Below are 13,027 nucleotides of genomic sequence, written 5' to 3'. Positions count from 1 at the left end.
CGGCTCTCCTCCGCCGCTCGCCTTCCGAGCGGCGACCTGGAACGTCGGCCGCGGTCGCCGCAACCTGGCTGGGCGCGTTGGTCGGATGCCCTTCGGGCATGGGGAATGTGACATGGTGACGATCTCCCAGCGTGCGAAGCGCGCTTTCCGGCGGCCGCTGGAGTTCCTGGACGACCTCGGCGACCAGATGTCGTTCTACCTGCGGTCGCTGGCGTGGATCCCGAAGGCCGTCGTCCGCTACGCCAAGGAGACGCTGCGGTTGCTCGCCGAGGTGAGCTTCGGCAGCGGGGCGCTCGCGGTCATCGGCGGCACGGTCGGCGTGATGATCGGACTGACCCTGTTCACCGGCACCGTGGTCGGGCTGCAGGGCTACGCGGCGCTGAACCAGCTGGGCACCTCGGCGTTCGCCGGGTTCGTGTCCGCCTACTTCAACACCCGCGAGATCGCGCCGCTGGTCGCCGGGCTCGCGCTGTCGGCCACCGTCGGTTCCGGGTTCACCGCGCAGCTGGGCGCGATGCGGATCTCCGACGAGATCGACGCCCTGGAAGTGATGGGCGTGCCCAGCCTGCCGTACCTGGTGACCACCCGGGTCATCGCCGGTTTCGTCGCGGTCATCCCGCTGTACGTGTTGGGCCTGCTCACCTCGTACGTGGCCGCGCGGGCGGTCACGGTCTACGCCTACGGCCAGTCCGCGGGCACCTACGACCACTACTTCAACCTGTTCCTGCCTCCCGAGGACGTGTTGTGGTCCTTCGGGAAGGTGCTGGTCTTCAGCGTGGTGGTGATCATGACGCACTGCTACTACGGCTACCGCGCCAGCGGCGGCCCGGCCGGGGTCGGTGTCGCGGTGGGCCGGGCGGTCCGGACCGCGATCGTGACCACGGCGCTGCTGGACTTCTTCCTCAGCCTCGCCATCTGGGGCACCACGACGACGGTTCGGATCACCGGATGAGTACCCGAGGTGCGTTGACCACGTTGGAGGCGTCATGAGCGACACTCGTGAACGCCCGCTCATGAAGGCCGACCGGGTGCGGGTGTCCCGCAGAACAGTGGGGCGCCGGCTGCTCGGCGTCGCGTTCCTGATGTGCATCGTGCTGTTCCTGAGCCTGACCGTGGCCGTCTACGAGAAGGCGTTCACGTCCGATGTGGACGTCGTGCTGCGGGCCGCGTCCACCGGGAACCAGTTGCTGCCCGACTCGGACGTCAAGGTCCGCGGCATGGTCGTCGGCCGGGTCGTCAACGTGGAGTCCACAGGGGACGGTGCCGAGCTGCACCTGGCGCTGGACCCGGACCAGGCGCGGCAGCTGCCGTCCAACGTGTCGGCGCAGCTGCTGCCGCGGACGCTGTTCGGCGAGCGGTACGTGTCGCTGGAACTGCCGCGGCAGGCGGCGTCGAGCCGGCTGGCGTCCGGCGACGTCATCCAGCAGGACCACACCCGAGCCGGGATCGAGCTGGAGCAGGTCCTGTCCGACACCATGCCGGTGCTGCAGGCGGTGCACCCCGACGACCTCGCCGCCACGCTCAACGCGCTGGACCAGGCGCTGTCCGGGCGCGGCAGGTCGGTCGGCGAGACGCTGTCGCAGCTCAACACCTACCTGGACGGCCTCAACCCGTCCATCCCGGACCTGCGGGACAACCTGCGGCAGCTGGTCGGCGTCGCGCAGACCTACGAGCAGGCCGCGCCGGACGTGCTGCAGGCGCTGGAGAACTTCAGCACCACCTCGCGGACCCTGGTGCAGCAGAAGCAGAACCTCAGCAACCTGACCGGACAGCTGACCACGACCTCCGGCGACCTCACCCGGTTCCTGCAGGACAACCGGCAGAACATCATCCAGCTCGGCGAGTCGCAGCGGCCCACCCTGGACGTGCTCGCCAAGTACTCGCCGGAGTACAAGTGCTTCCTGGACAAGATGGTCGAGTTCAAGCCGCGGATCCGGCAGGCGTTCGGCGAGGGCACGAAGGAACCCGGCCTGCACATCACCCTGGAGGTCACCCCGCACCGGGGCAAGTACGTCCCGAACCAGGACGAGCCGGAGTTCGCCGACAAGCGCGGTCCGCGCTGCTACAACCTCAACCCGATGCCGCGGCCCATCCCGGAGTACCCGCCGGACGGACCGTTCAAGGACGGTTCGAAGCCGCCGCCGGCGTCCAAGCCGGTCGACGGGGGCCTGAACCCGCCGTCGATGGGTGAGAGCTACCTGCCGTCGTCGGGTCCGGCCTCGACCACGCCGCAGTCCTACGACGGTCCGGCCACGACCCCGAACTCGCCCGCCGAGCAGGACCTGGTGTCGGTGCTGCTGGCGCCCCAGCTCGGCGTGGACGCCCGGCAGGTGCCGGGGTGGGGTTCGCTGCTGGTCGGGCCGGTGCTGCGCGGAGCGGAGGTGAGCTACCGGTGAACGGGCGGAGCATCACCGCGCCCCTGGTCAAGTTCCTGATCTTCGTGCTGGTCACGGTGCTGGCCACCGGGGTGCTCGTGCTGACCATCGCCAACCAGGACCTGCGGTCCTCGCAGAGCTACACCGCGCGGTTCACCGACGTCACCGCGCTCAACGAGGGCGACGACGTGCGCATCGCCGGCGTCAAGGTCGGCGAGGTGGAGTCGATCCGGGTGGTGGACCGGCGGTTGGCCGAGGTGCGGTTCAACGTGGCCGACCGGCGGCTGCCCGCCTCGGTGACCGCGACCATCAAGTACCGCAACCTCGTCGGCCAGCGCTACATCGCGCTGGAGCAGGGGGCGGGCGACCCGTCGAAGTTCCTGCCGGTCGGCGGGACGATCCCGCTGCAGCGCACCAAACCCGCGTTGGACCTGACGGTGCTGCTCGGCGGGTTCAAGCCGTTGTTCCAGGCGCTGTCGCCGACCGACGTCAACAAGCTGTCCTACGAGATCATCCAGGTGTTGCAGGGCGAGGGCGGCACGGTGGAGAGCCTGCTGGCGCACACCGCGTCGCTGACCTCCACGATCGCCTCCCGGGACCAGGTCATCGGCCAGGTCATCAACAACCTCAACGGGGTGCTGGGCACCGTCAACGCCCGCGACCAGCAGCTGTCCGGGCTGATCGGGCAGCTGCGGCAGGTGGTGTCGGGGCTGTCCGCCGACCGCGGTGCGATCGGCGACGCGATCACCGCGATGGACGGGCTGACCAACACCACCGCGGGCCTGGTGCAGGACGCCCGGCCCGGGCTGCGGGACGACATCGCCGGGCTCGGCCGGTTGTCGAAGAACCTCAACGACAACGAGCCGACCACCGAGCACTTCCTGCAGAACCTGCCCGGCAAGGTGGAGACCATCGGGCGCACCGCCAGCTACGGCTCGTGGTTCAACTTCTTCATGTGCAAGGCGAGCGGCACGGTCGGCGTCGGGAAGGCGGAGCTGCCACTGCCGATCGAGCCCGTGACCCAGCCGAGGTGTCAGCGATGACCGCATTCGCCCAGCGCGACCCGCTCAAGATCGGCATCGCCGGGATCGTGGCGCTGGTGCTGGCCTTCCTGCTCGCGCTGAACTTCGACCGGCTGCCGATCATCGGCGGCACCACCTACCAGGCCCAGTTCGGCGAGGCCGCCGGGCTGCGCCCGGACAACGAGGTCCGCATCGCCGGGGTCAAGGTCGGCACCGTCACCGACGTGGCCCTGGAAGGCGACCACGTGCGGGTCAGCTTCCGGGTGCACGACGCCTGGATCGGCGACCACACCACCGCCGCGATCAAGATCAAGACGTTGCTCGGGCAGAAGTACCTGGCGCTGGATCCGCAGGGCGGTCGGGAACTCGACCCGTCGCAGCCGATCCCGCGGCAGCGCACGGTGTCGCCGTACGACGTCATCGAGGCGTTCAGCGACCTGTCCAAGACCGTCGACCAGATCGACACCAAACAGCTCGCGCAGAGCTTCCGCACCCTCTCGGACACCTTCGCCGGCACGCCCGACCAGGTCGGCGGCGCGCTCGACGGCCTGTCCCAGCTGTCCCAGACCATCTCCAAGCGCGACGAACAGCTGGAGCAGCTGCTGCACAACACCTCGCAGCTGACCAAGACGGTCTCGGACCGCAACGACGACTTCGAGAAGCTGCTCTCCGACGGCAACCTGCTGCTGGAGGAGATCCGGGCCCGCCGCGACTCGATCAGCGCCCTGCTGACCGGGACCCAGAAGCTGTCCACGCAGCTGAGCGGACTGGTCGACGACAACGCCCGGCAGCTCGGTCCCACCCTGGGCGAACTGGACCGCGTCACGAAGATGCTCCAGCGCAACCAGGACGACCTCAACCGCAGCATCCAGATGTTCGCCCCGTTCACCCGGCTGTTCTCCAACGTCCTGGGCAACGGGCACTGGTTCGACACCTACATCTGCGGTCTGCTGCCGCCCGCCGTCGGTCCGATCAACCAGAAGGGCTGTCAACCATGACGAGCTTGCCCGTCCGTCGCAGGGGGTTGACCGGCCTCCTGGCGATCGCCGTGGTGCTCGTGCTGGCCGCGTCGGTGGCGATCTGGTGGCTGTTCAACGGCGCTGCCGAACGCCGGGTCACCGCGTACTTCAACGCCGCCGTGGGCATCTACCCCGGCGGGGACGTGCGGATCCTCGGGGTGCCGGTGGGCACCGTCGACTCGGTCACCCCGCAGGGACGGCTGGTGCGCGTCGAGATGAGCGTGGACCGCGACGTCCAGGTGCCCGCCGACGCGAGCGCCGTCGCCGTGGCGCCGAGCGTGGTCAGCGACCGGTACGTGCAGCTCGCCCCGGTGTACCGGGGTGGACCCCAGCTGCGCGACGGCGCGGTGATCCCCGAGGAGCGCACCGCCACGCCCGTCGAGCTGGACCAGATCTACCGCAGCCTCAACGACCTCACGACCGCGCTCGGCCCCAACGGCGCCAACCGCGACGGCGCGCTCAGCGACCTGCTCAACACCGGCGCGGCGAACCTGGACGGCCACGGCAAGGCGCTGTCGGACACCATCCGCAACCTCGGGCAGGCCGGCAAGACGTTGTCCGGCAACAGCAAGCAGCTGTTCGACACCGTCGACAACCTGCAGAAGTTCACCGGCATGCTGGCCGCCAACGACGACCAGGTGCGCCGGTTCAACGGCCAGATGCAGCAGGTCAGCTCGTTCCTGGCGGGGGAGCGGCAGGACATGGGCGCCTCGATGGCGGAGCTGGCCGTGGCGCTGGGCAAGGTGGAGTCCTTCGTGCGGGACAACCGGGCGCACCTGAAGTCCAATGTGGACCAATTGAACTCGGTGGCGGCGGTGCTGGTGGAGCAGAAGAAGGCGCTCAACGAGTCGCTGACCAACGCCCCGCTCGCGCTGGGGAACCTCAACAACGCCTACAACGGCGCGTCCGGGACGCTGGACACCCGCGCGGACATCAACGAGCTCAACCAGCCGCCACTGGTGTCGGTCTGCAAGATGCTGCGCCAGCACAGCCCGGGTGACGTGCCCAAGGAACTCCAGGACACCTGCACCTCGCTGCAACCGGTCCTCGACGGGGTCGCCAAGCTGCCCACCCCGGCGCAGACCATCAACTCGCTGCAACAGGGCAAGCTGCCGCCCCTGCCGCTCCCGCTGTCCACGGACCAGGGAGGCACCCGATGAACCTCCGGAACGGACTCGCGCGCCGCCGGCCCGGCACCGGGCGCAAGGCCGCCCGGATCGGGGCGTTCGCGGCGGTGGCGCTGCTCGTGCTCGGCGGCTGCAGTTCGCGCGGCGTGTACGACATGCCGCTGCCCGGCGGCGCCGACGTCGGGGACAAGCCCTACGAGGTGAAGGTCCGGTTCGCCGACGTGCTCGACCTGGTGCCCAACGCCGGGGTGCGGGTCAACGACGTCCCGGTGGGACGGGTGGAGAACATCGGGCTCGCCGCCGGAACCTGGCAGGCCGAGGTGACCGTGCAGGTCAACGGCGACGTGAAGCTGCCCGCCAACGCGGTCGCGCGGCTGCGCCAGTCCAGCCTGCTCGGTGAGAAGTACGTCGAGCTCGCCGACCCGCCGCAGCCGCAGCAGCCGATCGGCAGCCTCGCCGACGGCGACACCATCGACGGCACCCGGACCAGCCGCAACCCCGAGGTCGAGGAGGTCCTCGGGGCGATGTCGATGCTGCTCAACGGTGGTGGCGTGGCCCAGCTGCAGGACATCACCAAGGAGCTCAACGCCGCCCTCGAAGGCCGCGAGAGCGACGTGTGCGGTCTGCTGTCCAATGTGAACAAGCTGGTCGGCGGGCTCGACGCGCAGCGCGACGACATCGTGCGCGCCCTGGACAGCGTCGACCGGCTCAGCGCCCGGCTCAACGCCCAGCGCGGCAGCATCGACGTCGCCCTGCGCGACCTCGAACCCGGGCTGCGCGTGCTGGACCAGCAGCGCACCCAGCTGGTCACCATGCTGCGATCACTGGACAAGCTCTCCGGCGTCGCCACCGACGTGGTCAACCGCAGCCACCAGGACGTGGTGCACGACCTCAACCAGCTCGCGCCGACCCTCAACCAGCTCGCCGCCGCCGGGAACAACCTGCCCAAGTCGCTGGAACTGCTGCTGACGTTCCCGTTCCCGGACAACGCGGTCGACGGCATCCAGGGCAGCGACTACACCAACCTCTACGCCAACGTGGACCTCAACCTCAGCCACGTGCTGGACAACATCAGCCGGTCCCGCCAGCCGCTGGTGCGGCTGCCCGACGCCCCGCCGCTGCCGCTGCCGTCGCAGCAGGGCGAGCAGCCGCAGGCCCCGCAACAGCAGCAACAGCCGCAGCAACCGCCGAAGTCCTCCGGTGGCCTGCTCGGCTCCCTCCTGGGAGGCGACTGATGCTCACCCGCAAGGTTCGACTCCAGATCTTCGCGTTCGTGCTGATCGCGCTCGTGGGCGTCAGCTACGCGGGCGCCCGCTACGCGGGGCTGGACCGGCTGTTCGGGTCCAGCGGCTACGTGGTGCAGCTCAACCTCGCCGACACCGGCGGGATCTTCAACAACGCCGAGGTCACCTACCGGGGCGTGCCGGTCGGCCGGGTCGGGACGCTGCGGCTGACCGCCGACGGGGTGGCGGCACCGCTGAACATCGACCCCAGCGCGCCGAAGATCCCCTCCGATGTCGAGGCCGTGGTCACCAACCGGTCCGCGGTCGGTGAGCAGTACGTCGACCTGCGGCCGAACCGCGACGGTGGCCCGTTCCTGCGGGACGGATCGGTCATCCGCCAGCGCGACACGCAGACCCCGCTGCCGGTCGAGACGCTGATGACCAACCTGGACACCTTCTCCAAGTCGGTGCCCGAGGACTCGCTGCGCACCGTCGTCAGCGAACTCGGCACCGCGTTCCGCGACAACGGCGGCAACCTGCAGACCATCGTGGACACCACGCGGGAGTTCACCGCCGAGGCCCAGAAGAACCTGCCGCAGACCACCCAGCTGCTCGCCGACGGCAAGACCGTGCTGGCCACCCAGAACGACCAGGGTTCGGCGATCCGGTCCTACAGCAAGGACCTGCGGGCGCTGTCCGAGCAGCTCAAGCAGTCCGACCCGGACCTGCGCAAGCTCATCGAGCGGGCGCCCCCCGCCGCCCAGCAGGTCAGCGGCTTCCTGCGGGAGAACGACAAGCTCAGCCCGCTGCTGGCGAACCTGACCACGACCTCGCAGGTGCTGGCGCGCAACACCGACGGCATCGAGCAGATCATGACCCTCTACCCCGCGGTGGTCGCCGCGGGCGACACCGTGGTGCCCGGCGACGGCACCGCCCACTTCGGACTCGTGCTCAACGTGTTCGACCCGCTGCCCTGCACCAACGGGTACGAGGGCACCCAGCGGCGGGCGGGCAACGAGATGACCCCGGCCCCGTTGAACACCAATGCCCGGTGCGAGGCGCCGCGCGGTAGCCCGACCGACGTCCGGGGTGCGCAGAACGCCCCCGGCCAGTGACCGCGGAGGGAACGGGAGAAGGAGACATGTCCGCCGAAACCGAGAGCCGGCCCCGGCGCGGCGTGCGCGGGGCGACCGCGCTGTTCGCCGCGACGTTCGTGGTCTGCCTGGCCTGCGGAATCCTGTGGGTGCTGGCGGCCAACGACTCCGGGGTCGCCTACGCGGCCGAGCGCGACGAGGTCCTGCGGGAGGGTCAGGGGGCGATCATCAACTTCAACACCCTCGACTACCGGGACGTCCAGCGCGGCCTCGACCGCTGGGAGAGCAACGCCACCGGCCCGCTGCTGGACGAGGTGCGCCAGGGCCGCAAGTCCTACGCCGACCAGCTCGGGCAGGCCAAGAGCAGCACCACCGCCAAGGTCCTCGACGCCGGGCTCGTCGAGCTCAACGACCGCGAGGGCAAGGCCCGCATGATCGCGGTGGTGCAGGTGACCGTGAACATCGACGGCCAGCCGCCGAGCGTCAAACCGACCCGCTACCAGGCCGACCTCACCCGCGTCGGGGACACCTGGAAGCTCAGCGGTCTCGGCGCCGTGCCGGTCGGCTGACCAGTCGGCCACCGCCCCACCCGAAGTCACCCCGAGGAGTGAAGGCAGTGTCAACCCCGAAGCGCCGCACCGGACCCAGCCGCCCCGCGGGCTCCAACCGGCGGCCGCGGGTCGCGGGCCTGCGCCGCCGCGACCAGCCCAACGCCACCCGGGAGAACACCCGCCCACCGGAACAGCCGGAGACCGACGACCGGTCCGCGGTCGCCACCGAGTCGGCCCCGGAGGAGGAACCGGCCGACGCCGCCGACCCGGCGGATCAGGCGGGATCGGAACCGGACGCCGACGCGGACCGGGCCACGGCGGCGGCCGGTCCGGCGGAACCCGACGCCGACGCGGACGAGACGAGCACGGCGGCCGGCGCGGCCGAACCGGACGACGAACCGGAGGAGACGACGCCGGCGGCCGACGCCGAGCCGGAGACCGCGGTGACCGTGGCGGAGCTGCCGGGGGAGCAGGCCCCGGCGGAGCCGGTGGCCGACGCCGCGCCGGACCTCCCGGAGCCGGGGGACGACGCTCGCCGGTCCGGGAAGCGCCTGGCGGCGGCGCTGGCGGCGGGCGCCGTGGTGTGCGCCGGACTCGCGGTGTGGTTCGGCGTCGAGGCGTACACGACGTACTTCACCGGCCCGGCGGCGAACGGGGCGCTGGTGTCGGCGGGCGAGACCAGCGAGGTCAACGGCCAGGTCAAGGACGCCGTGGAGAAGCTGTTCTCCTACGACTTCAACGACACCGCGAAGACCGAGCGGGCGGCCAAGGACCTGCTCGTCGGGTCGGCGGTGCAGAAGTACGACGACCTGTTCGCGGTGGTCAAGCAGCAGGCGCCGCAGCAGCAGCTGATCGTCACCACGACGGTCAAGTCCAGCGCCGTCACCTGGCTGCAGGGCGACCGGGCCGAGGTGCTGCTGTTCGTCGACCAGCACGCGATGCGCGCGAACAACGGTCAGAGCAACGACGGCCCGGCCCAGCTCAGCGTGGGAGTCGAGAAGCAGGGCGACCGCTGGAAGATCGACCGGATCACCCTGCGCTGACCGGTCACGGCCCGGCGTGCACCTGCGCGGCCCAGGACAGCGGGGTCTCCGGTGACTCCTGCCGCAGCTTCCGGGTGGCCGCGTGCAGCGCGGGCCCGGAGCGGTCGGTGTCGAAGTCCGCGCCGAACACCTCGGCGTAGACGTCCGCGTGCACCCGGTTCGCCGCGTCCTCGTCGACCTCCCACAGCGCGCCGAGCGCGTGGGTGTACCCGGCGAAGCACATCGCCGCGGGCAGCGGCACGGCGGCTGCGGACGGGCTGTCGGCGGCGGTGGCGCACTGGCCGAGGTAGCCGAACTCGGCCTGGTCGAGCGTGACCTGCCCCAGCTCCACCAGCCCGAGCGAGCGCTGCGGATCCCGGTCCAGCACGAGCCCCGCCGCGGGCTGACCGGGGTACTGGGAGCTGGGTTCGCACACGTGCAGCCACGGGTGCTCCGGCAGCATGCGCAGGACGTCCGGGGCGGTCGTGCTCTCGGTCGACACGATCGCGGCCGACGGCCAGTGCTGGGCGAGGATCTGGTTCTGCCGCGGCAGTTCCCGGCCGATCTGCTGCGCCGACCCGGCGGCGACCAGCGCCGTGCCGCCGTCCGGGAGCGGGCGGCGGTGGGAGCGCAGCAGGCACCCGAGGGTCGGCGTGTAGGAGGAGACCACCCGGTCCAGCACGCACTGGTCGCCCTGGGCCGCCGCGTGCAGCGGCAGGTACGCGGCGGGCCCGGCGCTGCTCCACCACAACCGCGGCCAGCGGTCCTGCGGGGCTCCCACGTAACCCATGCGGTCCAGCACGGGGCGCGCCATCCGCTGCCACGTCCACTCCAGCACCTCGGACGCCGCGGCCTGGTCGCCCTGCTGCGCCGCGGTGAGCAGCGCTGCCGTCCGCTCGGCAGCGCCTTCCGGATCGGCCTTCGGCAGCGGCACCGTGAGCACCCGGCCCGCGAACACGACGAGCGCGTCCGACCGGTAGCGGCTCAGGTTGACCAGCACCACCGCGCCGTCCCGGGCCGCCTCGGACAGCTCCGCGAACGGCTTCAGGCGCAGGTGCCCGTCCTGCACCTGGCGCGCTTCCGCGACGAGGTCGTCCCAGGCCGCGGCGAGTCGCGTCCGGTCGTCGACGCCGTCGAGCACCGGTTCCCGCGGGGGCCGGTCGAGCAGGCGGCGCAACCGCACCGCCTCGTCGGCCAGGTCGGGGTGGGTGCGGTGCAGCGCGCCCAGCTCACCGCCCGCGGGCAGGAATTCGGACAGGATCGCGGTGCGGCCGTACTCCAGCAGTTCGACGGCCCGTTCGGGCTCGCCGCTCTCCAGCGCGGCCGCCGCGGCATCCGCGGCGACCAGGGCCCAGCGCTGCTGCGCGGCGGGCGCGGCGACGACCTGCTTGCCCCGGGTGACCAGCGGCAGCAGTTCCACGGCGGTGGTGAACGACTCCACGGCCTCGGACCACCGGCCCGTCTGCGCGGCGAGCCGCCCGGCCTGGGCCGCGGCCCGCAGCCGCTGGTCGGCGGGTGCGGTCGGCTGCTCCGCCGCCTCGACGAGCACCTTGCGCGCCCACCGGTAGTAGCGGCGTCGACCGCTGCGGTGGTGCAGCGTCCGCAGGGCGCGGCCGAGGTGCGTGGCCGCGGTCGCCCGGACCGGCGCGGTCGCGGGCATCTCGGTGAGGGCCTGGTCGAGCAGTTCCACGGCGGTTTCCAGGTCCTGCGACTTCGACAGGCGCCGGAACCGCTGCAGCGCGACGGCCCCGAGCTGGGTGCGCGCCGCGTGCTGCGCGGCGGTGTCCGGAGTGGCCGCGGACGCGGCCTGGCGCGCGATCTCCTCGGCCCGGTCCAGGTCGCCGAGGTCGCCGGACTGCTCGAAGCGGGCGAGGAGGGTGACCACCAGCGAGGTCAGCACCGCGGAGCGCTGCTCGTCGGTCGCGGCGTCGGCGGCCGCCTCGCCCGCGGTCACCGCGGTGTCGAGCACCCCGGCCTCCGCGCCGTGCTGGAAGTGGCGGCGCAGCAGCGCCCCGTACGCGGCGAGCGCGGTGGCCCGGTGCGCGTCGTCGGCCGCCATCGCCCGCACCGCCGGACCGATCGGCCGCAGCACCCGGCGCAGCTGGCTGGGCTCGCCGGTGGCGTCGACGTGCTCGATGGCGGTGGCGGCCAGGTGCCACACCGCGCGGCCGAGCAGCCGGTGCCCGGTGTCGAGCACCCCGAGGACCCCGACGAGTTCGTTGATCGCCGAGTTCAGGTCGGTGAGGTCGCCGTTGCGCTGGAAGCGCAGCCGCAGCGCGTGGGCCAGGTGGCACAGCGCACTGCGCCGCGGGTCGCCGTCGGACAGCCCACCGGCGCCGGCTCCCAGGTGCTTGATGCCCTCGTCCAGGTCGTCGATGTCCTCGCCGCGCCCGTACCGGCGCAGCAGCGCGGCGCCGAGGTTGATCAGCAGTTCCGCGGTGGCCTGCTCGCGCGCCGGGGAGATGCGCACGGCGTCGCGGAACGCGTCGATCGACGCGTCGTCGGAGCCGGTGTCGGCGGCCAGCCGGGCGTGCAGCTTGAGCGCGTGCGCCAGCCGCACCAGCACCATCACCCGGCGCGGGTCGCGTTGCGAGGTGGTCCGCGCGGTCTCCCGGGCCACCGCCACCGCCTCGGCCGCCGACTCGGCGCCGCTCGTGCGCTTCGCGTAGTCGTTGAGCGCCAGGACCAGGTTGCAGCGGTAGAGGACGAGATCCTGGTCACCGCTGTGCGCGGTGTCGCTCGCGGACCGGTAGTACGCGATGGCGTCCTCCAGGTGCGCGAGGTCGTCGCTGCGCAGGTAGTGCAGCTGCGAGGCGCTGCCGAGGTTGTTGAGCACGCCCGCGCGCGCCGGGTTGTCCTCGGAGAGCACCCCGGCGGTGGCGCGGAACACCTCGGTGACCCACGGCAGCGCCTGGAAGTCGAGGGTGCTGACGATGTTGTTCATCGCCGCGATGGCGTCGGCGTAGCGCTGCTCCGGGGTGCGGCGCGGCTCCGGGGCCTGCTGCGGTGCGGGCGCGGGGGCCTGTCCGGGGACCCGCGGCTGGGGCGCCGAGGTCTCCGCGCTGTCGTCGTGGGCCTCGGAGAACCAGCTGGAGCTGGACCCTCCGCGGTCTTGGCTTCCCCTCCAGCGCTGCAGTCCGCGGAACCGCTCCTTCGCGCGGTTCGCATCGTCTGTCATCGGCAGTTCTCCTGTGGCTTTCTCACGCAGTGGGAGCGCGTCAACACGACGGGGCGTATCACGCTACCGGCGTTCGCGATCGCCGAGTAGCCCATGTGCAGCACCTGGGAATCGGACCGCTGGGGGAGCTGGCTCCACCGGGCCCGCGAACGGCCGAGCGTGTCGAGCAACCTACTCGCCCCGCGCCTGCCACGAGGAGCTTTTGGCCGCGCGGGAGCCCGCTCTCACCCGGTTGCCGCACCGCCCGGGAATTGGTCGGACCGCCGGCTCGCCCCGGGTAATTGACCCGACGCGGAAAGTAGTCGGCCGATTGTCGGAATGGGAATCTCATTCCGGATTCCGCGCGATCGGCGGATTCGGCCGTCTCGCCGAGTGGAATTGCGAATCGGTCACCGTGCGTCCAGCGGCCCTGGCGC

The 13,027-nt window shown here is 71.6% G+C and carries 10 protein-coding genes; 9 read left to right on the top strand and 1 reads right to left on the bottom strand.

From position 1 onward, the window contains the following. Positions 1 to 112 precede the first annotated feature (112 nt). The 9 genes from NV263_RS28395 to NV263_RS28355 are packed head-to-tail and all read left to right on the top strand — an operon-like array spanning position 113 to position 9,454. The gene (locus NV263_RS28395) at positions 113 to 952 is read left to right on the top strand and encodes an MlaE family ABC transporter permease (RefSeq protein ID WP_263249872.1); all 840 of its coding nucleotides are present in this window, start codon (positions 113 to 115) and stop codon (positions 950 to 952) included. Between the two features lie 34 nt (positions 953 to 986). Further along, positions 987 to 2,396 carry an MCE family protein gene (locus tag NV263_RS28390; protein WP_263249871.1) on the top strand — a complete coding sequence of 470 codons (1,410 nt, stop codon included), beginning with the start codon at positions 987 to 989 and terminating at the stop codon, positions 2,394 to 2,396. Continuing rightward, complete coding sequence (locus NV263_RS28385) at positions 2,393 to 3,418, top strand: MCE family protein (RefSeq protein WP_263249869.1); 1,026 nt, start codon at positions 2,393 to 2,395, stop codon at positions 3,416 to 3,418. Before NV263_RS28390 ends, NV263_RS28385 begins: the two co-directional genes overlap by 4 nt. Then, complete coding sequence (locus NV263_RS28380; RefSeq protein WP_263249867.1) at positions 3,415 to 4,395, top strand: MCE family protein; 981 nt, start codon at positions 3,415 to 3,417, stop codon at positions 4,393 to 4,395. The genes NV263_RS28385 and NV263_RS28380 overlap by 4 nt, the downstream gene beginning before the upstream one ends. After that, positions 4,392 to 5,576 carry an MCE family protein gene (locus NV263_RS28375; RefSeq protein WP_263249865.1) on the top strand — a complete coding sequence of 395 codons (1,185 nt, stop codon included), beginning with the start codon at positions 4,392 to 4,394 and terminating at the stop codon, positions 5,574 to 5,576. Before NV263_RS28380 ends, NV263_RS28375 begins: the two co-directional genes overlap by 4 nt. Further along, a complete protein-coding gene (locus tag NV263_RS28370) occupies positions 5,573 to 6,778 on the top strand; it encodes an MCE family protein (RefSeq protein WP_263249864.1) in 1,206 nt (401 codons plus the stop codon). The genes NV263_RS28375 and NV263_RS28370 overlap by 4 nt, the downstream gene beginning before the upstream one ends. Then, entirely contained in the window at positions 6,778 to 7,881 is a 1,104-nt protein-coding gene (locus NV263_RS28365; RefSeq protein ID WP_263249863.1) for an MlaD family protein, read from the top strand. Before NV263_RS28370 ends, NV263_RS28365 begins: the two co-directional genes overlap by 1 nt. 26 nt (positions 7,882 to 7,907) lie before the next feature. Then, positions 7,908 to 8,429 (top strand): nuclear transport factor 2 family protein, encoded by a 522-nt coding sequence (locus tag NV263_RS28360; protein WP_263249861.1) that lies wholly within the window; start codon positions 7,908 to 7,910, stop codon positions 8,427 to 8,429. Positions 8,430 to 8,476: 47 nt separating this feature from the next. Then, positions 8,477 to 9,454, top strand: a complete 978-nt coding sequence (locus tag NV263_RS28355) for a hypothetical protein (RefSeq protein WP_263249860.1) — start codon at positions 8,477 to 8,479, stop codon at positions 9,452 to 9,454. Between the two features lie 4 nt (positions 9,455 to 9,458). On the opposite strand, the gene NV263_RS28350 is transcribed toward NV263_RS28355, so the two are convergent. Next, entirely contained in the window at positions 9,459 to 12,611 is a 3,153-nt protein-coding gene (locus tag NV263_RS28350; RefSeq protein WP_263249858.1) for a CHAT domain-containing protein, read from the bottom strand. Positions 12,612 to 13,027: the final 416 nt, after the last annotated feature.

The organism is Saccharopolyspora rosea, assembly GCF_025643595.1.
Lineage (GTDB): Bacteria > Actinomycetota > Actinomycetes > Mycobacteriales > Pseudonocardiaceae > Saccharopolyspora > Saccharopolyspora rosea.
Note: the sequence above shows the minus strand (reverse complement) of the source record. Positions and strands in the feature narration are given on the sequence as shown.

Excerpts from the sequence above, each read along its gene's own strand:
- NV263_RS28380 (WP_263249867.1), top strand. The coding sequence starts at position 3,415 with ATGACCGCATTCGCCCAGCGCGACCCGCTCAAGATCGGCATCGCCGGG.
- NV263_RS28350 (WP_263249858.1), bottom strand. The coding sequence starts at position 12,611 with ATGACAGACGATGCGAACCGCGCGAAGGAGCGGTTCCGCGGACTGCAG.
- NV263_RS28395 (WP_263249872.1), top strand. The coding sequence starts at position 113 with ATGGTGACGATCTCCCAGCGTGCGAAGCGCGCTTTCCGGCGGCCGCTG.
- NV263_RS28365 (WP_263249863.1), top strand. The coding sequence starts at position 6,778 with ATGCTCACCCGCAAGGTTCGACTCCAGATCTTCGCGTTCGTGCTGATC.
- NV263_RS28370 (WP_263249864.1), top strand. The coding sequence starts at position 5,573 with ATGAACCTCCGGAACGGACTCGCGCGCCGCCGGCCCGGCACCGGGCGC.
- NV263_RS28360 (WP_263249861.1), top strand. The coding sequence starts at position 7,908 with ATGTCCGCCGAAACCGAGAGCCGGCCCCGGCGCGGCGTGCGCGGGGCG.
- NV263_RS28375 (WP_263249865.1), top strand. The coding sequence starts at position 4,392 with ATGACGAGCTTGCCCGTCCGTCGCAGGGGGTTGACCGGCCTCCTGGCG.
- NV263_RS28390 (WP_263249871.1), top strand. The coding sequence starts at position 987 with ATGAGCGACACTCGTGAACGCCCGCTCATGAAGGCCGACCGGGTGCGG.